At 50.3% G+C, this 24,106-nt stretch carries 20 protein-coding genes; 6 read left to right on the top strand and 14 right to left on the bottom strand.

What is annotated here, in order from left to right:
* Nucleotides 1-181 precede the first annotated feature (181 nt).
* The 5 genes from artM to ybjP form a co-directional block, all read right to left on the bottom strand.
* Complete coding sequence (gene artM / locus AABJ99_RS15420) at nt 182-850, bottom strand: arginine ABC transporter permease ArtM (protein ID WP_000895400.1); 669 nt, start codon at nt 848-850, stop codon at nt 182-184.
* Complete coding sequence (artQ, locus tag AABJ99_RS15415; RefSeq protein ID WP_039020450.1) at nt 850-1,566, bottom strand: arginine ABC transporter permease ArtQ; 717 nt, start codon at nt 1,564-1,566, stop codon at nt 850-852. The genes artM and artQ overlap by 1 nt, the downstream gene beginning before the upstream one ends.
* 6 nt (nt 1,567-1,572) lie before the next feature.
* Complete coding sequence (gene artI, locus AABJ99_RS15410) at nt 1,573-2,304, bottom strand: arginine ABC transporter substrate-binding protein ArtI (RefSeq protein WP_000756580.1); 732 nt, start codon at nt 2,302-2,304, stop codon at nt 1,573-1,575.
* Between the two features lie 17 nt (nt 2,305-2,321).
* Entirely contained in the window at nt 2,322-3,050 is a 729-nt protein-coding gene (gene artP, locus AABJ99_RS15405) for an arginine ABC transporter ATP-binding protein ArtP (RefSeq protein WP_000027198.1), read from the bottom strand.
* 217 nt (nt 3,051-3,267) lie between these two features.
* A complete protein-coding gene (ybjP, locus tag AABJ99_RS15400) occupies nt 3,268-3,783 on the bottom strand; it encodes a lipoprotein (RefSeq protein WP_001270657.1) in 516 nt (171 codons plus the stop codon).
* A gap of 652 nt (nt 3,784-4,435) precedes the next feature.
* On the opposite strand from ybjP, the gene AABJ99_RS15395 reads away from it, so the two are divergent.
* From AABJ99_RS15395 to amiD, 3 genes are all read left to right on the top strand, one after another.
* Nucleotides 4,436-6,205, top strand: a complete 1,770-nt coding sequence (locus AABJ99_RS15395; protein ID WP_039020503.1) for a hypothetical protein — start codon at nt 4,436-4,438, stop codon at nt 6,203-6,205.
* Nucleotides 6,206-6,414: 209 nt separating this feature from the next.
* Nucleotides 6,415-6,738 carry a heavy metal-binding domain-containing protein gene (ybjQ, locus tag AABJ99_RS15390; RefSeq protein ID WP_001160732.1) on the top strand — a complete coding sequence of 108 codons (324 nt, stop codon included), beginning with the start codon at nt 6,415-6,417 and terminating at the stop codon, nt 6,736-6,738.
* Nucleotides 6,735-7,565 (top strand): N-acetylmuramoyl-L-alanine amidase AmiD, encoded by an 831-nt coding sequence (gene amiD / locus AABJ99_RS15385; protein WP_039020451.1) that lies wholly within the window; start codon nt 6,735-6,737, stop codon nt 7,563-7,565. The genes ybjQ and amiD overlap by 4 nt, the downstream gene beginning before the upstream one ends.
* On the opposite strand, the gene ybjS is transcribed toward amiD, so the two are convergent.
* The 8 genes from ybjS to aqpZ form a co-directional block, all read right to left on the bottom strand.
* Nucleotides 7,562-8,575 (bottom strand): NAD-dependent epimerase/dehydratase family protein, encoded by a 1,014-nt coding sequence (ybjS, locus tag AABJ99_RS15380; RefSeq protein WP_024256718.1) that lies wholly within the window; start codon nt 8,573-8,575, stop codon nt 7,562-7,564. The genes amiD and ybjS overlap by 4 nt on opposite strands.
* Before the next feature lie 98 nt (nt 8,576-8,673).
* Nucleotides 8,674-10,104 (bottom strand): SDR family oxidoreductase, encoded by a 1,431-nt coding sequence (gene ybjT / locus AABJ99_RS15375; RefSeq protein WP_332218441.1) that lies wholly within the window; start codon nt 10,102-10,104, stop codon nt 8,674-8,676.
* Between the two features lie 10 nt (nt 10,105-10,114).
* Nucleotides 10,115-11,116 carry a low-specificity L-threonine aldolase gene (gene ltaE, locus AABJ99_RS15370; protein ID WP_039020453.1) on the bottom strand — a complete coding sequence of 334 codons (1,002 nt, stop codon included), beginning with the start codon at nt 11,114-11,116 and terminating at the stop codon, nt 10,115-10,117.
* Nucleotides 11,117-11,153: 37 nt separating this feature from the next.
* The gene (gene poxB, locus AABJ99_RS15365; protein ID WP_039020454.1) at nt 11,154-12,872 is read right to left on the bottom strand and encodes a ubiquinone-dependent pyruvate dehydrogenase; all 1,719 of its coding nucleotides are present in this window, start codon (nt 12,870-12,872) and stop codon (nt 11,154-11,156) included.
* Nucleotides 12,873-13,004: 132 nt separating this feature from the next.
* A complete protein-coding gene (gene hcr / locus AABJ99_RS15360; protein ID WP_039020455.1) occupies nt 13,005-13,973 on the bottom strand; it encodes an NADH oxidoreductase in 969 nt (322 codons plus the stop codon).
* Nucleotides 13,974-13,984: 11 nt separating this feature from the next.
* Nucleotides 13,985-15,637, bottom strand: coding sequence for a hydroxylamine reductase (hcp, locus tag AABJ99_RS15355; RefSeq protein WP_039020456.1), 1,653 nt, complete (start codon nt 15,635-15,637; stop codon nt 13,985-13,987).
* Nucleotides 15,638-15,780: 143 nt separating this feature from the next.
* Nucleotides 15,781-16,680 carry an L-lysine exporter LysO gene (gene lysO, locus AABJ99_RS15350; RefSeq protein ID WP_039020457.1) on the bottom strand — a complete coding sequence of 300 codons (900 nt, stop codon included), beginning with the start codon at nt 16,678-16,680 and terminating at the stop codon, nt 15,781-15,783.
* Between the two features lie 482 nt (nt 16,681-17,162).
* Nucleotides 17,163-17,858, bottom strand: coding sequence for an aquaporin Z (gene aqpZ / locus AABJ99_RS15345; RefSeq protein ID WP_001354877.1), 696 nt, complete (start codon nt 17,856-17,858; stop codon nt 17,163-17,165).
* A gap of 425 nt (nt 17,859-18,283) precedes the next feature.
* Between aqpZ and ybjD the strand changes: the two genes are divergently transcribed.
* Nucleotides 18,284-19,942, top strand: coding sequence for an ATP-dependent endonuclease (gene ybjD / locus AABJ99_RS15340; RefSeq protein ID WP_039020460.1), 1,659 nt, complete (start codon nt 18,284-18,286; stop codon nt 19,940-19,942).
* Here the strand turns inward: ybjD and ybjX are convergent.
* Nucleotides 19,939-20,895, bottom strand: a complete 957-nt coding sequence (gene ybjX / locus AABJ99_RS15335; protein ID WP_134736206.1) for a VirK/YbjX family protein — start codon at nt 20,893-20,895, stop codon at nt 19,939-19,941. The two genes, ybjD and ybjX, sit on opposite strands and share 4 nt — an antisense overlap.
* 150 nt (nt 20,896-21,045) lie before the next feature.
* On the opposite strand from ybjX, the gene macA reads away from it, so the two are divergent.
* Together macA and macB are read left to right on the top strand one after the other, a co-directional pair.
* Nucleotides 21,046-22,161: a macrolide transporter subunit MacA gene (macA, locus tag AABJ99_RS15330; RefSeq protein WP_039020461.1), complete on the top strand. Its 1,116-nt coding sequence runs from the start codon at nt 21,046-21,048 to the stop codon at nt 22,159-22,161.
* The gene (gene macB, locus AABJ99_RS15325; protein WP_039020462.1) at nt 22,158-24,104 is read left to right on the top strand and encodes a macrolide ABC transporter ATP-binding protein/permease MacB; all 1,947 of its coding nucleotides are present in this window, start codon (nt 22,158-22,160) and stop codon (nt 24,102-24,104) included. Before macA ends, macB begins: the two co-directional genes overlap by 4 nt.
* The last annotated feature ends 2 nt before the right edge of the window (nt 24,105-24,106 follow it).

Here is a 24,106-nt window from a genome sequence, read left to right as displayed (position 1 = left end):
ATGAATAAAAAAAGACGGACAACTTAGTGGGTTGCCCGTCTTTATTATATTAATCTATGCACTATGTAGGCCGGATAAGGCGTACACGCCGCATCCGGCATAGGCACCGTGCTGGTGTCTGATGCGACGCTGGCGCGTCTTATCAGACCTACAAATCATCCGGCATCAGCATGCAGCCATGTCAATTCCGTCGCTCGAACGCCAGCGCTTTGCGCTCGATCAAACGCATCATCAGTGTCAGCAGGCCGTTGACGACCAGGTAAATAATCCCCGCCGCACCGAACACCATGACATCGTAAGTGCGCCCGTACAACAACTGGCTGTATCCCATCACTTCCATCAGCGTAATGGTGTAAGCCAGAGAGGTACTTTTGAACACCAGCACCACTTCGTTGGAATAAGAAGAGAGTGAGCGTTTAAAGGCATACGGCAGCAGGATCGCCAGCGTATCTTTTTTGCTCATCCCCAGGGCACTACAGGATTGCCACTGGCCTTCCGGGATCGCACGAATTGCACCGTAAAACAGCTGCGTAGTATACGCGGCACTGTTCAGTGACAATGCAATCAGCGCGCATAACCACGGTTCTGATAACAGATGCCACAGTGCCGGATATTCCTGTAACGTCGGGAACTGGCCCGGCCCGTAGTAAATCAGAAAGATCTGCACCAGCAGCGGCGTACCGGTAAACAGCGTGATATAGCCCCGCACCAGCCACACCAGTACCGGCGTTTTCAGCGTCAGGATGATGGTAAAAATCAACGCCAGAATTAGCGCCACAATCAGCGAGGCAATCGTCAGCGTCAGGCTGGTATGTAGCCCTTTCATTAGTTCGGGTAAATACTCAAGCATCAGCCAGGCCTCCGCTCAAAACGTGTCGCGCGCAGGTCAATGCGTTTGAGAATGTACTGACTCAACAGGGTAATCACCAGATAGATCGCTGCTGCCACAATGTACCAGGTAAACGGCTCCTGAGTACGAGTGGCAATGCTTTTAGTTTGCAGCATTAAATCATTCACACTTATCAAACTGACCAGCGCGGTATCTTTCAGCAGTACCAGCCACTGGTTACCGAGACCAGGCAGCGCATGACGCCACATCTGCGGCATCACCAGGCGGAAAAAGATAGCCGATTTCGACAGCCCCAGCGCCTGACCGGATTCCCACTGGCCCACCGGCACCGCTTTCAGTGCGCCACGCAGGGTTTGCGAGGCATAGGCGGCATACAGTAGCGACAGGGCGATAACCCCACACAGGAACGGGCTAACGTCGAAGTTCTCAATGTCCATCTGCACCGGGATCTGTACGATCCCAAGATTGATGGTGAAGCCATCCGAAAGCGTCAGCAGTAACTGCGAGGAGCCAAAATAGATAAACAGCACCACCAGAATTTCTGGCAGACCGCGCAGAATCGTCACCAGTGCTGAACCTACCCACGCGACAGGACGCCATTTTGCTGACTCCCACACCGCAAAGAACATCGCCAGCGCCAGTCCGACAATCAATGCACAAACGGCAAGGCCGACGGTCATCCCGGCGGCGCTTGCTAAAGGAAAAAATTCATTCATCAGGTATTACTTCTGGAACCATTTGTTGTAGATGGTTTCGTAAGTGCCATCTTTCTTCACTTTTTCCAGCGCAGTGTTGAATTTCTGCTGCAGTTCAGTGTTGCCCTGACGTACCGCGATGCCGAGGCCAGTACCGAAGTAATCTTTATCGGTCACTTTGTCGCCGACAGCCGCCAGTTTCGGGTTATCTTTCAGCCATTCGGTTACCACTGCGGTGTCACCAAAAACGCCGTCGATACGACCGTTTTGCAGATCGAGTTTCGCGTTCTGGTAGCTATCATAAGGAACCGTGGTGATTTCCGGATGTTTATCCATAATGAATTTCTGGTGCGTCGTCCCGTTCTGAACGCCGACTTTTTTGCCTTTCAGCTGATCAACGCTGGTGTATTTACCTTGTTGACCCACAAACAGGGCAGAGTTGTCATAGTACGGCGTGGTAAACAGCACCTGCTTTTCACGCTCCGGGGTGATATCCATCCCAGCCATCACTGCGTCTACGCGACGGAATTTCAGGCTTGGGATCAGGCTGTCAAACGCCTGGTTAGAGAAAGTGCAGGTCGCATCAATCTCTTTACACAATGCCTGCGCCAGGTCGACGTCAAAACCAACGATCTGGTTGTTTGCATCCATTGATTCAAACGGAGGATAGGAGGCTTCGGTGGCAAAACGAATAGTTTCGGCAGCTGTGGCGGAAAGACTAAAACCTGCAATTAACGCGGCAATCAGAACTTTTTTCATTGTTGTTATCCCGAATCTTAGTGAGAGAGATAGTTTTTAAATGCTTCGGTTTGCGGCTCGGTAAAGCAGCGCGCGTCGCCTTGTTCTACGATGTGACCATTTTCCATATACACCACACGACTGGCGGTTTTACGCGCCACTTCTACTTCGTGGGTGACGATCACCTGGGTAATATTGGTTTCTGCCAGCTCACGAATGATGCTGACGATTTGTGCCGTAATTTCCGGGTCCAGCGCGGCGGTCGGTTCATCGAACAGCAGTACCTGCGGTTCCATCATCAACGCACGCGCAATAGCAACACGCTGCTGCTGACCACCAGAAAGATGCAGCGGATAGCGATCACTGAAAGGTTTCAGGCGCAGACGTTCCAGCAATTTTTCTGCACGGGCCAGCGCCTGATCTTTACTCAATCCCAGTACACGGCAGGGCGCTTCAATCAGGTTTTGCTGCACGGTGAGGTGCGGCCACAGGTTGTATTGTTGAAACACCATACCGACGTTACGACGCAGATCGCGAATCGCTTTGTCTGAGGGCGTTTTGGTGAAATCGAAATGGTTGCCTGCAATGTTGAGCGTACCGGAGCGCGGCATCTCAAGCAGATTGAGTACACGCAGCAGCGAGCTTTTACCCGCGCCACTGGGGCCAAGTAACACCAGCGTTTCGCCCTGTGGGCAATCCAGCGTGATATCGAACAGCGCCTGATGCGCGCCGTAAAAGCAATTAATGCCGTTTAATTGAATACTCATTGACACTCGTATACTGGCAGTCTGATAGCTATTGAGGTCGAAGATAGTACCTTTGACAGAATAATTATGCAATATTTCTGCTTTAAAAGTTAAAAGCAAAGCGCATTATTCACTAAACATAGCACAAAATAACGGGGGCGGTGGGCGGCGAGCATAAATGTCGGCATTCCTCGCGAAATGCCGGACAATTTACGGGGGTTATTGGTTGATCAAGGCGTTAGCGATTCTCGATTGACTGACGGAGTGTACCTGCTGTGGCATGAACGCTGCCGCCTAAGTAGCGCACATCGTCAATCACCCAACACTGGCCTTCCTGAATCATTAGCACTTCATCCTGCCAGCCCTGGTCACCCTGTTTGAGATCCACGCGCAAAGGAATGTTACGGGCATCACGATTAGGGATAGTAGATGCACTGGCAACGTGGGCGCTGTCTGGCAAGGTGGTTCGACTGGAGAACGGATCGCTGCTTAACAATTCACGATGACTATTATCGCGGCTGGCATCGCTAAGTAGGGTTGCCAGTTTGTCACTCAAATAGGGGCGCAGAGCGGTAATGTCATTGCTGCGATGTTGAATGCGGTAGTCATAGAATTGTTGAGCCACGCTGTCAGGGCCACCCTGGACACAGGAACCGGTGCGGGGGCCGTTATCTTTATAAGCTGGCGTGACGGTGGTACAGGCACTCAGCAGCAGTGCACATGGAATAAGTAGAGATAGTGAACGGTAGCGCATAATCATTTCCTTATTGGCTTGCTTTCTGCGTCACACTATGACCAAAAACAATCAGATTATTTAATACATTGTTTTTTATACAATTCTGAAACAATCTGAAGACCCGATTAGGCTTAAGTCCATTGCTGGCTCCCCATTCAAGGTTGATCGTAGCTGACTTACTTAAATTACCCAAACAATAGACAGTGTAAACCATTTGTGGGGCTGAGCGTGTTATAAGACTGAAATGATCATTTAAGGTAAATATGATAGTTCTGAAACGCTGGTATAAATCCTGCTGTAGAAGTTAAGAGCATCTGCAGGAAGCCAGTTGCACATTTATAACGCATGATAGGTGACCAAGATTCTTTTCTATCATTGACAAAATTTTAACATATGATGATAGGCCCTAAGATTAAGATGATTGCAAAAATCACAATGTATGTTTGAAATGAGCGAAATTTGATAGTCCCAACTTTAACTTTCGATAATATTATTTTTGTTACGGTTGTGAGTGAAGAATATAAGCTTATTTAGCTAATGGATTTGAGTTAAGAATAATATAATTTTTTTCAATGCGCCATTAATTAATATGAATATAGAATGTGTTGTGACTTTATGTTTATAAAGCACAGGGAGTACAGTGGGTTATCGTTTTTTGGGTGATTTTTATATGATAAATAATGTCTCTGAACAATCGTCATCATTTCTAAGCACACAACCGAATCAAAGTGATAATCTCATGGCCTCGCTGAGGGAATTTTTTACCATATTAAAATCCAGTCATAAGGATGAGTTATCTACATGGGACACCATCTACTTGAATCTAGTATTAGCAATAAATGCTGATAGTGAAACTATTAAAAATGATATGTCGCTCGGTAACATTATTTATTCAGCAAATAATTATTTTAATTCTTTTTTTAGTAGTGCTTTCGAAACTGGTACTAAAACATACCTTGGTACATCACAAAACAATGAAGTTGAAATAAAATTTGGCAATGAAAGAATCACCATTGGGGTGCGAAATAAAGTCAGCGGAAAAATGGAAAGACAAGAATTTCTTTTTCCTCTGCATTACGAAAATAAACTGCAATGTGAACTGGAGAAGAATTTTACTATTGATTCTTATCCATTGTTATATAGGTATACCCTTGGTTGTAAGATCGCGAATGCGATCTTTGAAAAAGTATACAATCGAATTGTATTTAATAAGGAACAATATATAACAATTATAAAAGACGCATTTATTCATTTCTATGATTATAGCAGGCGATATACAATGAGTGAGGATATCGACAAAGAGTCCGTTATAAATACCATTGCATTGATGAGCACCTTTTGTAACAGTGATAATACATCAGGTGAAATTTTCAGTGATGATATTGCTCTTGAAGACTCACCTGAACCTGACCTAAATGTAGAACATACAATAACACTTGGTTTTGCTAATGACGATCTTAAGTTTAATCCAATTACTTATTCGGAAGTATTAACACGATTTTACTCCTTTCAAAATATTGTATTGAATCTGTGTCCGGAAATGCATTCATCGCATTACAACGATATTTGTAGTGTAAGTGTGGATATGACAAGAGGCAAGCAATGCATGATTCACTTGATGGTCAATGAAGAGGTTTTCATGTCTCTTCCAACCCCTATCACAACTATGGCACGTGAACATGATAGTAATTTAGTCAATCTAAAAACGCTACTCAATGATGGTTGTTTTATTAAATATAGTCATTTTGATGCTGTGGGTTTAATGAAGAAAAACTTAAATCATCTGTATTTATCACATTCTCTTGTAAATGAAAGTATATTGAAGGGATGTTGTTTTGAGAACGGCAGTTTAGGTGATGTTAAGATAACAAATAGTAATTTAACGAAAAACGTATTCAGTAACTTTACGTTTAGAGCGACTAAAATTAATAATGTAAATGCTCATTCTTCAAAATTTGTCCATTGCCATTTTTACAGTGTTGATATGATAAGAGTTAATCTCTATAAATGTCTTTTTCATGAGTGTAGTATGCATGATGTCAAGATAAAACCATGGTTACCAGTAAAATGGACAAAAGAATTAATAAATGATTATTTGTATGGTTGTTTACTATCACTGTACTCTATCTGTGTAAGGGATATATTTAATATGACCGTTGGGAATAACGTAAAGGTTGCAGCGGATGCTTTCATTGAAATCCTTTACTCTCTAAAGAATAAATATTGTATTAAGCTATTAAGCGCTCAGGATCGGGCATTTATTTACGAATTTGCAAAAATGATCTTTGCTTATATTAATGATAGAAGTCTTGAGGTTACATTACTTTCATGTTTTGCGGAGACCGATCAAACAAGAATTCAGAGGTATATTCCTCAGCCTCAAGATGCGGAAAAATTTTGGAATAATTTACAATATAAGGTGACTCTTCCCATTCATTAATGTTGCAGGTACAACATAATACAGCAGGTCAGCGCTATCCCATAATGAAACCAATATCGGGTTAGGAGACGGGTAATCGTAAAGGCATATGCGCTTGTTTTTGACACAATGAGATGATTTCCTAAACTGATCAAAACCTTCTTCCCAACATGGCATATCAGCCCGATAATGCTTTGAGATCGAAGGATTAGCAAACAAGGAGATCGATCATGCAATTTTCTACAACCCCAACTCTGGAAGGCCAGACCATCGTCGAATATTGCGGTGTGGTGACAGGCGAAGCGATTTTAGGTGCCAATATTTTCCGTGATTTCTTTGCCGGTATCCGCGATATCGTTGGCGGACGCTCCGGGGCTTATGAAAAAGAATTGCGTAAAGCGCGGGAGATTGCCTTTGAGGAACTTGGTGAGCAGGCGCGGGCGTTGGGGGCCGATGCCGTAGTCGGTATTGATATCGACTACGAAACGGTCGGGCAAAATGGCAGTATGCTGATGGTTAGCGTCAGCGGAACGGCGGTGAAAACACGTCGATGAGAAGAGTCTTCTGGTTGGTCGCCGCTGCTTTGTTACTTGCAGGGTGTGCAGGCGAAAAAGGCATTGTTGAGAAAGAGGGATATCAGCTTGATACCCGACGCCAGGCGCAGGCGGCGTATCCGCGCATTAAAGTGCTGGTGATCCACTACACCGCAGATGATTTTGATAGCTCGCTGGCGACACTGACCGATAAACAGGTCAGCTCGCATTATCTGGTTCCTGCTGTGCCACCGCGATACAACGGTAAACCGCGCATCTGGCAACTGGTGCCGGAACAGGAACTGGCCTGGCATGCGGGGATTAGCGCCTGGCGCGGGGCAACACGCCTTAACGACACCTCTATTGGCATTGAGCTGGAAAACCGAGGCTGGCAAAAATCATCCGGAGTGAAATATTTTGCCCCGTTTGAACAGGCACAGATTCAGGCGCTTATTCCGCTGGCGAAAGATATTATTGCCCGTTATCACATCAAGCCGGAAAACGTAGTGGCGCATGCGGATATTGCGCCGCAGCGCAAAGACGATCCGGGGCCGTTATTCCCCTGGCAGCAACTGGCGCAGCAGGGGATTGGTGCCTGGCCAGATGCGCAGCGGGTGAACTTTTACCTTGCCGGGCGTGCGCCGCACACGCCAGTAGATACTGCGCCATTGCTGGAACTGTTGGCGCGCTATGGTTATGACGTAAAACCTGATATGACACCGCGCGAGCAGCGGCGCGTGATTATGGCGTTCCAGATGCATTTCCGCCCGACGTTATACAACGGCGAAGCGGATGCAGAAACTCAGGCGATTGCCGAAGCGTTGCTGGAGAAATACGGGCAGGATTAGCGCGGCAGTTTTCCGTGGTCGCGCAGCCAGGCAGCAGTTTTCTCAATGCCTTCATCCAGAGTGATGACTGGCTGATAGCCTAATTCTTCCTGTGCACGCGTCATATCCAGCGTAAAGTCAAAATTCAACTTAGAGACGCCGTAGTGGGTCAGCGGCGGCTCTTTTGCTGACTTGCGACCTAAACGCTCCATGCTGCGGGCGATCATGTCCAGCATCGGGTAAGGCACCGAGCGAATACGGCAATCAATATTCAACTCGTCGATCAGTTTTTGCACGATGCTGCGTAGAGTGCGATGCTCGCCGTTGGTAATGTTATATGCTCGCCCGGAAGGCAGCTTATCGCAGGCTTCCTGACTTGCCAGCCACATGGCGTGCACGGCATTTTCATAGTACGTCATATCGACCAGCGCACTGCCGCCGTGTGGTAACAGAATGCTGCCGTAGTGGTGCATCATATGCGCCAGACGGGGAATAAAGACTTTATCGTGCGGCCCGAACAGACTTTGTGGGCGTAAAATAGTAAAGCGTGTTTGTGGATTCGCCTGCGAAAGCATATTGATCACTTCTTCGCTGGCCGCCTTGCTGCGGGCAAACTCGTTAGCGAAGCGGTGAGGGCGAAAATCTTCTTTAATATCGCGATGGTGGTGATAATCGAAGTACAGGGAGGGGGAAGAGATATGAATAAAGTTACGTACTCCCCAGGCGACAGCCCATTCACCCAGACGGCGAGTGGCGCGAACGTTAGCCAGATCGAAAGCCTGTTGTGTCCCCCACGGAGAGGTAAAGCTGGAGCAGTGCCACAACGTATCAATGCCTGCGAGCATCACTTTAGCTTGTGATGAGACCAGCTCGGTCAGATCCGCCGGAACAAACTCTGCGCCCATTTTTTCCAGCAATTTACCCATTGCCTCGTTGCGACCGGTCGCACGCACGCTGATGCCTTTCTGGCATAAAAACTCTACCGCGTTTCGACCTAAGCCGCTGGTGGCGCCGGTAACCAGTACCTTCATATCAATCCACTGTTGTTGAGAAAATGACGTGCGCATTCTTCCGTGATTTCCCCCTTGATGCAATGGGAGACGTGAAAGAATAACGCAGGTTTTGTCGATTAATCTGTGCTTTGTTCTGCCAGTCTGGCGATTCGTTTTGCCATTCCGCGAAAAATAAACAGATGCGCGGGGATCATCAGTAACCAGTAAAACAGCCCCGGCATACCGTGCGGATGCCAGAATGCGCGAACATCGATAGTACGATAGTCACCTTTATCTTCCAGGGTAAAACACAGTCGTCCCAGCCCCGGCGCTTTCATGCCAAATAACAGCGTAAGTTGTTTTTCCGGTTCAACGACAATCACTTTCCAGCTATCCACCGCATCTCCGGTCTGCAAATATTCACGCTCCGGGCGGCCTTTCGCCAGCTTATGACCGATCGCGCGGTCCATCAACGCCCGGGTTTGCCACAAAATATTGCCAAAGAAATAACGCTCTTTACCGCCGATTTGATTCACCACCTGCCATAAAGCCGCAAGGCTGGCGGACGTTTTAACGGTAAACCCCGCCTGTTTGGCGAAATAACCGTACTCCGGTCGCCAGCGGGCAAAGGCCTGAGCGTCGTATCCCCAGTCGCTGGAGTTGACCAGTTTTTCTTCTTCTTTCAGGGTGCGACGTACCGCGTCATCGAAAGCGATCAATTGTTGTGGAATGAGTGCACGTAGCGCGGTGTCATCCGCCAGCAGATCATGTTTCAGCCCCTGAATCAACGCTTTGGCGGTGGTTGACGGTACGGAGGTAATCACATTAAGAAACCACACCGAAATCCAGCGGGTGGGAAAGGGGATGGGGATTAACCAGCGGCGCTTACCGCTCACCGTCATAAAATGTTCAAACTGTTGTTGATAACTGAGCACCTCTGGTCCGGCGGCTTCGAAGATGCGGTGTTCGCTGGCCGGATGATCTAACAGCGCCACCAGATAGTGCAGCAAGTTTTCCAGCGCGATGGGCGTGGTGCGTGAACGAACCCAGCGTGGCGGTGTTAACACTGGCAGGTTGTAGACCATATCGCGCATGACTTCGAACGCTGCTGAACCTGCACCAACGATAATTCCGGCGCGCAATTCGGTCACTGGGACACCCGCTTCACGAAGAATATCCGCCGTAGCCTGACGGGCGCGCAGATGGTCCGACTGCTCGTGAGGCGGGGCCTGCAATGAACTGAGAAAGATTAATTGTTTAACCGGTGCTTCGCGCAGCGCATCGCGGACGTTAAGAGCCACCTGGCGCTCCTGAGCGATAAAATCGCCGCCTTCGCCCATGCTGTGCACCAGAAAATAGACGGTATCGATATTCTGCAACAGGGCCGGAAGGTTATCCGGCCAGCTGAGATCGACTTTATGGCAACTGACGTTTGCCAGTTGCAGCTTTTCAAGCCTGTCGACGTGACGTGCCGCCGCCAGGATCTGATGCCCTTGTTGGCTAAGCGCGTGCACCAGATGCTGACCAATGTAGCCACTGGCACCGAGAACTAAAATGCGTTGCGGCACGTTTCGCTCCTTAACGCGCCAGGAAAGTGCGCCAGTGGGCTGCGACTTCTGCCAGTTGTTCACGCGAGACATCGAGATGGGTTACCAGGCGGACAATCGGCGAGGCGTTAATCAGTATGTTTCTCGCTTTCATGTATTCGCCTAACGCGGCAGCATTTTCTTGTCCGACGCGAACAAACAGCATATTGGTGTCCTGACGCATCACATCCGCGCCTGCTTCACGCAACTGCTCCGCCATCCAGGCTGCGTTGTCGTGGTCTTCCTGCAAGCGTGCGACGTTATTTTTCAACGCATACATCCCTGCGGCAGCCAGAATGCCGGATTGACGCATCCCGCCGCCAGTCATTTTCCGCCAGCGGATGGCGCGTTTAATGTAATCACGATTGCCGACCAGTAATGAACCGACTGGCGTACCAAGACCTTTCGACAGACAAATGGTGAACGAATCACAATATTGCGTGATCTCTTTCAGTTCGCAGCCGTAAGCCACCACGGCATTAAAGATGCGCGCACCGTCAACATGCAGTGCCAGATTGCGCTCGCGAGTAAATTCCCATGCTTCTTTCAGGTATTCCCGCGGCAGCACTTTTCCATTGTGGGTGTTTTCCAGACTGAGTAATTTGGTGCGGGCGAAATGGATATCGTCGGGTTTGATTTTCATGGCGACTTTATCCAGCGGTAGCGTACCGTCGGCGTCAGCATCGATGGGTTGCGGCTGAATACTGCCCAGCACCGCTGCGCCACCGGCTTCAAACAGATAGTTATGCGCGGCCTGACCGACAATATACTCTTCGCCGCGTTCGCAGTGACTGAGCAGAGCGACCAGGTTGGCCTGAGTGCCGGTAGGCAGAAAAATGGCGGCTTCTTTCCCGGAAAGCTCTGCCGCATAGTCCTGCAGAGCATTAACGGTAGGGTCGTCTCCGTAAACGTCGTCCCCAACCGGGGCGGCCATCATTGCTTCGAGCATGGCGCGGCTCGGTCGGGTAACGGTATCACTGCGTAAATCAATCATGGCATGTCCTTATTTATGACAGGAAATGCCACCCTTTTTACCTTAGCCAGTTCGTTTTCGCCAGTTCGATCACTTCGTCACCGCGTCCGCTGATGATTGCGCGCAACATATACAGGCTAAATCCTTTGGCCTGTTCGAGTTTGATCTGCGGCGGAATGGCTAACTCTTCTTTCGCGACTACCACATCCACCAGCACCGGGCCGTCGATGGAAAAGGCGCGTTGCAAGGCTTCATCGACTTCAGCGGCTTTTTCTACGCGGATGCCCGTAATACCGCACGCTTCAGCAATGCGGGCAAAGTTGGTGTCGTGCAGTTCGGTGCCGTCAGTCAGGTAGCCTCCGGCTTTCATCTCCATCGCTACAAAGCCCAGCACGCTGTTGTTAAAGACGATAATTTTCACTGGCAGCTTCATTTGTACCACTGAGAGAAAATCGCCCATCAACATACTGAAACCACCATCACCGCACATGGCGACCACTTGACGTTCTGGCTCTGTCGCCTGAGCACCCAGCGCCTGCGGCATGGCGTTGGCCATTGAACCGTGGTTAAACGAACCTAACAGGCGGCGCTTGCCGTTCATTTTCAGATAACGCGCCGCCCATACCGTTGGTGTGCCGACATCACAGGTGAAAATGGCGTCATCGGCAGCAAAATGGCTAATTTGCTGCGCCAGATATTGCGGGTGAATCGCTTTCTCGCTAGGTTTGGCTAAATCGTCCAGCCCTTTACGGGCATCGCGGTAATTTTCCAGCGCTTTATCAAGGAATTTGCGATCGGTTTTTTCTTCCACTAAAGGCAGCAATGCACGCAGAGTCGATTTGATATCACCGACCAGTGCCATATCCACCTTACTGTGCGCGCCGATGCTGGCCGGGTTGATATCAATCTGAATAATTTTGGCATCGGTCGGGTAGAACGCACGGTAGGGGAATTGGGTGCCGAGCAGCACTAACGTGTCGGCGTTCATCATGGTATGAAAACCTGACGAGAAGCCGATTAATCCCGTCATTCCGACATCATACGGATTATCGTATTCGACATGTTCTTTACCGCGCAGGGCATGAACAATTGGCGCTTTAATTTTTCCGGCAAACTCGACGAGCTCTTTATGCGCCCCCGCGCAGCCGCTACCGCACATCAGGGCGATATTGCTTGAGTAACGCAGCAGTTGCGCCAGTTTGCGTAACTCTTCTTCTTCAGGTGTGACAACGGGTAAGGGGGCGTGATACCAGTGTGTGGTTGCTCCTTCCGGCGCAGGTTTTAGCGCCACGTCGCCCGGTAAAACGACAACCGAAACGCCACGATTTAATACCGCTTTGCGCATAGCAATCGCCAGCACTTGTGGGATCTGCTCCGGGCTGGAAACCAGCTCGCAATAATGGCTACATTCGCGGAATAACTCTTGGGGGTGGGTTTCCTGGAAATAGCCGCTGCCAATTTCGCTGGAAGGGATATGAGCGGCAATTGCCAGTACCGGAACGTGATTACGGTGACAATCGAACAAACCGTTGATTAAGTGCAGGTTGCCAGGTCCGCATGATCCGGCGCAGACCGCCAGTTCTCCGCTAAGTTGGGCTTCAGCGCCAGCGGCAAAGGCCGCCACTTCTTCATGACGGGTGGACATCCACTCTATGGTGCCCATGCGATTAAGACTGTCGCTAAGACCGTTCAGAGAGTCGCCAGTCACTCCCCAAATGCGTTTTACCCCTGCTGATTCGAGTGTTTTGGCGATATAAGCTGCAACCGTTTGTTTCATGGTTCTCCATCTCCTGAATGTGATAACGGTAACAAGTTTAGTTCATCTGACGGAGGGGGATGGGGTGGGAGAAAAATGAGGCACTAACGGTTAAACTGCCCGATGACAGGTATATCATCGGGCATAATACGATTACGCGAGAACCAAATCCCCCTGCGGATGGCAGGAGCAGGCCAGTACATAACCTTCAGCGATTTCGGCGTCGGTCAGCGTCATCGTGCTGCTCACCGTATATTCACCGGAAACCACCTTCGTTTTACAGCAGCCGCAAACACCCGCACGGCAGGCGGCGACAACCGGAACTTTATTGCTTTCCAGCGCCTCCAGCAGTGTCGTGCCAACAGGTGCGTAAAATTCTTGCGCCGGTTGCAGTTTGGTGAATTTCAGACCGCTGGTTGCTGCTTCCGCCACTGGCGTAAAGAACTTCTCTTTAAAGAAACGCGTCACGCCGAGCGCTTTCACTTCCTGCTCTACCCAATCCATATACGGAGCCGGGCCACAGGTCATCACAGTACGCGAGGCTAAATCAGGAACGCTTGTCAGCAGTTCACGTGTCAGACGTCCGGCAACGAAACCCTCGGTAACGTTATTTTCCGCCACCAGTGTCACCGGATAGTCACGCCATTCATCGGCGAAAATAACATCCTGCGGCGTACGCACGTTGTAGATCACCTGCACATCCGCCTGCGGGCGATTTTTCGCCAGCCAGCGACGCATCGACATAATCGGTGTGACGCCGCAGCCGGCTGCCAGCAACAGGAATTTATCTTCTGCTTTATCGTCGCAGGTAAATTCCCCCATCGCGTCCGAAAGCCAGAGGTAGTCACCGCGTTTTACATCGTGGGTCAGCCACTGGGAACCGACACCGTCATCAATCCGCCGCACGGTCAGAGTGATGTATTCACTCACGCCTGGCGTGGAGGAAATGGTGTAAGCACGCAGCGTTTCCGCTGAGTTACGCACGCTGACCAGCGCATATTGCCCGGCGCGATACGGGTAGTAATCGTGGCAAATCAGGGAAATCGTCCACACATCCGGCGTTTCTTGCGTAATGTGATGAACCTGCATCCGCCACGGGCATTGATTGGTTGGCATCGTCATCGACAAACTCCTTACGCGCTCAACAGTTGCTTCATGTCCTCTTCAACAGTGGTGATAGAACGCAGGCCGAATTTCTCGTTCAGTACCGCCAGCAGGTCTGGCGTCAGGAAGCCAGGTGCAGTCGGGCCGGTAACGATATTTTTCACGCCCAAAGAAAGCAGCGTCAGCAGAATAACAATCGCTTTTTGCTCGAACCAGGAGAGTACCAGCGACAACGGCAGATCGTTGACACCGCAGCCCAGTTTTTCTGCCAAAGTGACAGCCAGAATAATCGCTGAGTAAGCATCGTTACATTGACCAGCATCTACCAGACGCGGCAGACCTTCGATATCGCCGAACTCAAGTTTGTTAAAGCGATATTTACCGCAGGCGAGGGTCAGGATCAGGCAGTCATCCGGTACGCTGGTGGCGAAATCGGTGAAGTAGTGGCGCTCGCCGCGTGCGCCGTCACAGCCACCAAGCAGAAAGATATGACGCAGTTTTTCACGGCTCACCAGATCAATCAGCGTATCCGCCGCGCCAAGCAGCGTCTGACGACCAAAGCCCACGGTGATCAGGTGCGGAATTTCGCTGTACGGGAAGCCCGCCATTTGTTGTGCCTGGGCAATAACTGCTGAGAAATCATCACCATCCAGATGACGCACACCCGGCCAGCCAACGATGCTGCGGGTCCAGATACGATCGTCATAAGCCCCTACGGTTGGGTCGATGATGCAGTTCGAAGTCATCACGATAGGGCCAGGGAAGCGAGCGAACTCTACTTGCTGATTCTGCCAGCCGCTGCCGTAGTTACCGACCAGATGCTTGAATTTACGCAGCTCCGGGTAGCCGTGGGCAGGCAGCATTTCGCCGTGAGTGTAGACATTAACGCCCGTGCCTTCGGTCTGTTCCAGCAAGTTGTAGAGATCTTTGAGATCGTGACCGGAAATCAGAATGCATTTACCCGCTGTTGCTTTGACGTTGACCTGAGTTGGCGTCGGGTGACCGTATTTACCGGTTTCGCCTGCGTCCAGAATGCTCATCACTTTGAAGTTCATCTGGCCGATTTCCATGGAGCACTCGAGAAGTGCGTTCATATCGGCAGGCCAGGTACCCAGCCATGCCATGATTTTATGGTACTGGGCGTAAATATCGTTGTCGTATTGACCGAGAACGTGAGCGTGTTCCATATAGGCCGCCGCCCCTTTCAGGCCATACAGGCAGAGCAGACGCAGGCCGAGAATGTTTTCGCCAATCGCCGCTTTATCTTTATTGGGAGTATATTCCGCCGCCTGACGTTGCAGCTCGCCGAGATCGTCACTCACCAGTTGCAGGTCAGCCATCGGGTTATCGACGCGGGCGTTGGCATCTACAGCCAGGCACTGTGCTTTCAGTGCCTCGCGCAGGGCAATTGCTTCACGAGCGTAGCCGACAATACGCGGAGAATCGAAATTAACGTTGGTCAGGGTTGAGAAAAATGCGCGCGGCGCGAAGCTGTCAACGTCATTGTTGATGATGCCGTATTCACGCGCTTTTACTGCCCAGGCCGAAAGCCCTTGCAGCGCCGCGATGAGTAAATCCTGAAGGTCAGAGGTTTCCGCCGTTTTACCACACATCCCCTGCGCGTATGAGCAGCCGTTTCCTGCCGGAGTACGGATAGTTTGTTCACATTGCACACAAAACATGATCACACCTTTTAAAGTTATATTTAATATGCATGTTTAAGGTTAAGACGCTTAACGCGGGGATAAAAGGGATTTTTCATGCAACTTTAAGGGAGATTGATTTAGCGCAATTTTGGCGGCAGGGATCTACCGCCAGAGAGGTATTATGCAGAGAAAAAGGCGATGAGGATCGGCACTAACAGGCTAAGAATAAAACCGTGAACAATCGCCGCCGGGACCATATCCAGCCCGCCAGTACGTTGAAGAACGGGCAGGGTGAAATCCATCGACGTCGCACCGCATAAGCCCAGTGCAGTAGAGCGGCTACGGCGAATCAGCCCAGGGATCAACATAATAGCAAGCAGCTCACGGGCCAGATCATTAAAAAACGCCGCGCTCCCGATTACCGGACCAAAAGATTCGGTCAATAAAATACCGGAAAGAGAATACCAGCCGAAACCGGAGGCCATTGCCAGCGCGGTATTGATGGGAAGATCAAGAATAAAGGCGTTAATTAAACCACCAATTAATGAACTGGCAACCACCACCACGGCGACAATCATTCCCCGGCGATTAAGGACAATCTGCTTTAAGGTCATGCCATTATTGCGCAACTGAATACCGACGAGGAAAAGTAGCAGAATTAAGGTGTATTCACTGGCTTCGGTCGCGTGTTGTAAGAAAGCCAGTCCACTCAGGCCAATGGCAAAACCAATCACTACTACGCCGCACAGTTTTAGCGACTCCAGCGCCATCGCAATACGCGACGGGAGTTTTTCTTGCTGGTGGTGGTTGCGCCACGGTAGGCCTCGCTCCAGCCACATCAGGGCGGCAATATTACACAGTAAAATAACGGTAATACTGACGGCGGAATAATGCAGAATCGCCAACAGGTTACTGGCGAGGTTATCGAGAAACGCCAGACTGATACCCATAAAAAAGAGAATAAGGTAAACCATCCAGCTTAATAGCTGATTAATAACCTTTAATGCAGCTTTTTGGCGAAGCGGAATGAGGTAACCCACAATCAGGGGAACCAGAATGATTAACAGCCCAGAAAACATGAAAACCCAGTCCTTGCAAAGAAGATTCGAAATGCGCGATGACACACTACTGAAAGCGGAAGGACGAGTAAAGTTGCAATTAAAAGGAAATGTTATGCATAAGGATCGGTAGGGTATTCATTTTCATTTAAAGATATTCTTGCGCTTTAATTACAAACCGCACCGGTGTTGGTGGCGTCAAAATCGCCGAGGCGTTCCCTGAAGGCCGGGGCAGCCCACATGGATGTGGGCTGAGGGCGCGTTTTACCGGGATGTTACCTCGCGCCCGACCCGGTAGCCGCAAGGGATAAGTCGAGGGCACCGCGCAGCGGCGATTTTGTTCGCCAGAGCCCGGGGGTGCAGGGGGCGGCGGCGATTGGCCGCCCCCTGCGCGCTCCCTGCGCCAGTGACTATATGTGGCTTAACACATCAAGGAGCGCAACAGGAAGATGAATCAATATATTTAAAAAAGGCCTGACATTGCGCCAGGCCTTCTGCGTTAATTAATTACGTTTTTCCAGCAGAGTCCGGTAAATCAGACCACCGATAATACCGCCGATAATTGGCACTACCCAGAAGAACCACAGTTGTTCTAACGCCCAGCCGCCCTGGAAGATGGCAACCGCAGTACTGCGCGCCGGGTTAACGGAAGTGTTAGTCACCGGAATACTGATTAAGTGAATCAGCGTTAATGCCAGACCAATGGCAATTGGTGCAAAACCCGCCGGAGCGAATTTGTCGGTTGCGCCGTGGATCACCAGCAAGAAACCTGCACTCAATACCAGTTCAACTACCAGCGCGGAAAGCATGGAATAACCGCCTGGTGAATGCTCGCCATAACCGTTAGAAGCAAAACCGCTGGCTGCCGCGTCAAATCCCGTTTTACCACTGGCAATTAAATACAGCAGCGCCGCTGCAACAATACCGCCGACAACCTGGGCAATTACGTAGCCAACGACTTCTTTTGCCGGAAAACGTCCGCCAGCCCATAAGCCAATAGTGACCGCCGGGTTAAAATGACCACCAGAAATATGACCAACAGCGAAGGCCATCGTCAGAACGGTTAAACCGAATGCCAGCGCTACGCCGGTAAAACCAATGCCTAATTCCGGGAAGCCTGCGGCCAGTACGGCACTACCACAGCCACCAAAAACAAGCCAGAAAGTACCAAAACATTCAGCTGCTAATTTTCTGAACATATCCACCTCAATTAAAAATTGACCCTGTGAAAAATATGGTCGTTTTATAGGGTCGTCGTAAAAAAGTGACGACGGAAATAATGCGCGGCTATTTTAAAAACGAAGGCGAGTCATTCACCAGATAAATAAATCCAGTAAATTTGATTTAGGGCAACAGCGGGTTGACGCATATAGTCATTTGTCTGATTGACAGTGTAGTGCAAACGAAAAAATTAAGCCTTTAGGCGGAATAAAAAATAATTTACCATGCTAATTATTTGATTTGTTTGTTTTTGCTGGTTTATCAGCAAGAGGGAGTATAAAACAATTATTCGCTCATTTTTCAGACATTTGCCATGCTTAAATGTGATGTCATCACGTATTAGCACGGCCTTTCCCGTTATACTGCCAGCGTAAAGGATAAGTCACATATTTCTGGAGGGGATATGATTCTTGAGCGCGTTGAAATTGTGGGTTTTCGCGGTATCAACCGTTTATCGTTGATGCTGGAACAAAACAACGTCCTGATTGGGGAGAACGCGTGGGGTAAATCCAGCTTGCTGGACGCCTTAACCCTGCTGCTATCGCCAGAATCAGATCTCTACCATTTTGAGCGCGACGATTTCTGGTTTCCGCCGGGAGATATCAACGGGCGGGAACATCATCTGCATATTATTTTGACCTTCCGCGAATCGCTGCCAGGCCGTCATCGGGTACGCCGCTATCGACCGTTGGAAGCATGCTGGACGCCATGCACCGATGGTTATCATCGAATTTTTTATCGCCTGGAAGGGGAGAGTGCGGAAGATGGCAGTGTGATGACACTCCGCAGTTTTCTCGATAAAGACGGACATCCGATTGATGTCGAGGATATTAACGATCAGGCACGCCATCTGGTGCGTTTAATGCCGGTGCTGCGCTTGCGTGATGCCCGCTTTATGCGCCGTATTCGTAGCGGCACGGTGCCAAATGTCCCCAATGTGGAAGTCACCGCGCGCCAACTCGATTTCCTCGCCCGTGAGTTATCCTCACATCCGCAAAATCTCTCTGATGGGCAGATTCGTCAGGGACTTTCCGCAATGGTACAGCTGCTTGAGCATTATTTCTCTGAACAGGGGGCCGGACAAGCGCGATATCGTTTAATGCGGCGGCGGGCCAGTAATGAGCAACGAAGCTGGCGTTATCTCGATATCATCAACCGGATGATTGACCGACCAGGAGGGCGCTCGTATCGGGTTATTTTGCTCGGCCTGTTTGCTACTTTATTGCAGGCAAAAGGCACATTGCGACTGGATAAAGACGCCCGTCCATTGTTGCTGATCGAAGATCCAGAAACCCGTTTACACCCCATTATGCTTTCAGTTGCCTGGCATCTGTTGAATCTTCTGCCATTGCAGCGCATTGCCACCACCAACTCTGGCGAGCTGCTTTCTTTAACGCCGGTAGAGCATGTTTGCCGACTGGTACGTGAGTCCTCTCGCGTTGCCGCCTGGCGTCTGGGGCCGAGTGGCTTGAGTACCGAAGATAGCCGACGCATCTCTTTCCACATTCGTTTTAATCGTCCGTCATCGCTGTTTGCACGCTGCTGGCTGCTGGTGGAAGGCGAAACGGAAACCTGGGTTATCAATGAACTGGCGCGTCAGTGTGGACATCATTTTGATGCCGAAGGGATCAAGGTCATTGAGTTTGCCCAGTCCGGGCTAAAGCCACTGGTTAAATTTGCCCGCCGAATGGGGATTGAATGGCATGTACTGGTCGATGGCGATGAAGCAGGGAAGAAATATGCCGCTACGGTACGCAGCCTGTTGAATAACGATCGGGAAGCCGAACGAGAACATTTAACGGCGTTACCGGCGCTGGATATGGAACATTTTATGTATCGCCAGGGATTTTCCGATGTGTTCCACCGCGTGGCGCAAATCCCGGAAAATGTACCGATGAATCTGCGCAAAATTATCTCGAAAGCGATCCATCGCTCTTCCAAACCCGATCTTGCCATTGAAGTGGCAATGGAGGCAGGACGTCGTGGTGTGGATTCCGTACCGACGCTGCTGAAAAAAATGTTCTCACGCGTGCTGTGGCTGGCGCGCGGTCGCGCGGATTAACCGCGAAACATCGTGGCCATTTGTGGCTGAATAGCGTCGAGCATCTCATAGCGCCGACGGTATTCAGCCCGTTTTTTACTGGCGATTTCGGCAATCTCTTTTCGTGCTATCTGTGCCGGAAGGCGGTAATGGCGTTCAGCATCACATACGCCGCCAACCGACTCCCAGAACGCGTTGTAATCAGCATGGATTTTGCCTTCTTTATCGCGATAACGCAGGCTGCGGTAAATATGCGTTTCATTGCTGACGGCAATGATCTGCTCTACCTGCAAACGTTGGGCAAACAGACAGGCCGCTTCCATCACGAGACGTTTGGGAAATAGCCCGTGGCAGGCTTTCGTCGCATTCTGGATTTCCTGATGTGGAATTTCCCATTTCGCACCTTGCAGTCCGCCAATAAACATTGTTCTTTTCCCCTGATATTCACACAGGGTAAAGGTGATCTCTGCCAGAGGAATACCTTCGCTGTTGCGGAACAGGATTGTGCTGTCACCTTCTTTATCCATTGAGATCATCATGGTCAGCTCAAGCGTGAACTGCTCGCCATTTTTGCCTTCCAGCTTCGCCAGTTGCAGCCCGGGAGTATTCAAATATAAGCTGAATTCTTCTGCCGACATGCAGGCACGGAGCAATGCATAATGGTAACGTAACGCCTCCAGCAATTGCTTGCGGCTAAGATTCGCCGCAAGGTAAGGGCGATGCAGACGCACAGGCAGTCGCGGCTGGCGCGTTAACAACACATGGAGATTCGGCCAGTGGGAAAGTTCGTTCATCCACTCAACGCTTAAACGCGGCATAATCAACGAGCGCAGCAAAAATTTCTGGCGAAAACTACGGCGATGCCAAAATTTACCCGGCCGACACTGTCCACGTGCCAGACTAAGAAAAAGTGACAGGCTGCTGAGAGATTCAGATGGCGTAAAGGTCCGTTCAGTTAGCTGCGACATATTCATGAAATCAATGGTTATACATAACGTCGATTTCACCATGGCGTATCTTAACCAAACATCAATAGTGTGATTACTAACGTAAATTTTAGGGTTTTGTTGATATTTCGTTGAAGTTAATGACCCGGATTGGCATATGGAGTATTCAGAATATTTATGAAAAAGCGGAAAACCGTGAAGAAGCGTTACGTTATTGCGCTGGTGATAATCATTGCCGGACTGATTGCGTTATGGAGAATTCTTAACGCACCCGTGCCGACTTATCAGACGCTGATTGTGCGCCCCGGTGATTTACAGCAAAGCGTGCTGGCGACCGGAAAGCTGGACGCGCTGCGTAAGGTTGATGTGGGCGCGCAGGTCAGCGGTCAGTTGAAAACGCTGTCGGTGGCGATTGGCGATAAAGTAAAAAAAGACCAGCTTTTAGGGGTTATTGATCCTGAACAAGCTGAAAACCAGATCAAGGAGGTGGAAGCAACGCTGATGGAGCTACGCGCGCAGCGGCAGCAGGCGGAAGCGGAGCTGAAACTGGCGCGGGTGACGTATACCCGTCAGCAACGTCTTGCACAAACGCAGGCGGTTTCACAGCAGGATCTCGATACCGCCGCGACGGAGATGGCTGTGAAACAGGCGCAAATTGGCACCATTGACGCGCAAATCAAGCGCAATCAGGCCTCACTCGATACGGCTAAAACCAATCTCGATTACACCCGCATCGTTGCCCCGATGGCCGGGGAAGTCACGCAAATCACCACTCTGCAAGGTCAGACGGTGATTGCCGCACAACAAGCACCGAACATTCTGACGCTGGCAGATATGAGTACCATGCTGGTAAAAGCGCAAGTTTCTGAAGCGGATGTAATCCACCTGAAGCCGGGGCAAAAAGCCTGGTTTACGGTGCTTGGCGATCCGCTGACGCGCTACGAGGGGCAAATCAAGGATGTGCTACCGACGCCGGAAAAGGTTAACGACGCTATTTTCTATTACGCCCGTTTTGAAGTACCCAACCCCAATGGTTTGCTGCGGCTGGATATGACCGCGCAAGTGCATATTCAGCTCACCGATGTGAAAAATGTGCTGACGATCCCTCTGTCGGCGTTAGGCGATCCAGTCGGTGATAATCGTTATAAAGTCAAATTGTTGCGTAATGGTGAAACACGCGAACGTGAAGTGACGATTGGTGCACGTAACGACACCGACGTTGAGATTGTCAAAGGGCTGGAAGCTGGCGATGAAGTGGTGATTGGTGAGGCCAAACCAGGAGCTGCACAATGACGCCCTTGCTCGAATTAAAGGATATTCGTCGCAGCTATCCTGCCGGTGATGAGCAGGTTGAGGTGCTGAAGGGCATCAGCCTCGATATTTATGCTGGTGAGATGGTGGCGATTGTCGGCGCTTCGGGTTCCGGTAAATCGACCCTGATGAATATTCTCGGCTGCCTGGATAAGGCCACCAGCGGCACCTATCGCGTCGCCGGTCAGGATGTTGCCATGCTGGACGCCGATGCGCTGGCGCAACTGCGTCGCGAACACTTCGGCTTTATTTTCCAGCGTTACCATTTGCTTTCACATTTAACCGCCGAGCAGAACGTTGAAGTACCCGCCGTCTATGCCGGTCTTGAGCGGAAACAGCGGTTGCTTCGCGCCCAGGAGTTACTGCAACGACTGGGGCTGGAAGACCGTACAGAGTATTACCCGGCACAGCTTTCGGGTGGTCAGCAACAGCGCGTCAGCATCGCGCGGGCATTGATGAACGGCGGTCAGGTAATTCTTGCCGATGAACCAACCGGCGCACTGGACAGTCATTCTGGCGAAGAGGTGATGGCGATCCTGCATCAGCTGCGCGATCGCGGGCATACGGTGATTATCGTTACCCACGATCCGCAGGTCGCTGCTCAGGCCGAGCGGGTGATCGAAATTCGCGACGGCGAAATTGTGCGCAATCCTCCCGCCATTGAAAAAGTGAATGTTGCTGGCGGGACGGAGCCTGTTATCAATACGGCGTCTGGCTGGCGGCAGTTTGTCAGCGGTTTTAACGAGGCGCTGACGATGGCGTGGCGGGCGCTGGCAGCGAATAAAATGCGTACTTTACTGACCATGCTGGGGATTATTATCGGTATTGCGTCGGTGGTTTCAATTGTCGTGGTGGGCGATGCCGCTAAACAAATGGTGCTGGCGGATATCCGTTCTATTGGTACGAATACTATCGATGTCTATCCCGGAAAAGATTTTGGCGATGACGATCCGCAATATCAGCAGGCGCTAAAGTACGACGACTTAATTGCCATTCAGAAACAACCGTGGGTCGCCTCAGCCACTCCTGCCGTCTCGCAAAACCTGCGCCTGCGTTATAACAATGTTGATGTGGCTGCCAGTGCCAATGGCGTGAGCGGCGATTATTTCAATGTCTATGGCATGACCTTCAGCGAAGGGAATACCTTTAATCAGGAACAGCTGAATGGCCGTGCGCAAGTCGTGGTTCTCGACAGTAATACTCGCCGTCAGCTTTTCCCCCATAAAGCAAATGTGGTTGGCGAGGTTATCTTGGTTGGTAATATGCCAGCGAGAGTCATCGGCGTGGCAGAGGAAAAACAGTCGATGTTTGGCAGTAGTAAAGTGCTGCGCGTGTGGTTACCTTACAGCACGATGTCCGGGCGAGTTATGGGCCAGTCGTGGCTGAACTCTATTACTGTCAGGGTGAAAGAGGGCTTTGACAGCGCCGAGGCAGAACAGCAACTCACGCGTTTACTTTCACTGCGCCACGGTAAGAAGGATTTCTTTACCTGGAACATGGACGGCGTCTTGAAAACCGTTGAAAAGACCACACGTACTTTACAACTGTTTCTGACGCTGGTGGCGGTGATTTCGCTGGTGGTGGGCGGTATTGGTGTAATGAATATTATGCTGGTGTCAGTGACCGAGCGGACGCGGGAAATTGGCATTCGCATGGCGGTAGGTGCGCGAGCAAGCGATGTTTTGCAACAGTTTCTGATCGAAGCCGTACTGGTTTGCCTGGTCGGTGGCGCGTTGGGAATAACACTGTCACTGTTAATTGCTTTCACCTTGCAGCTTTTCTTACCCGGCTGGGAGATTGGTTTTTCACCGTTGGCGCTGCTGCTGGCGTTTCTCTGCTCGACGGTCACCGGGATTTTATTTGGCTGGTTACCCGCACGAAATGCGGCACGACTGGATCCAGTAGATGCTCTGGCACGAGAGTAATT

This window comes from Escherichia coli, from assembly GCF_036503815.1.
GTDB lineage: Bacteria > Pseudomonadota > Gammaproteobacteria > Enterobacterales > Enterobacteriaceae > Escherichia > Escherichia coli_F.
This window is presented reverse-complemented; position numbering and strand designations above follow the sequence as displayed.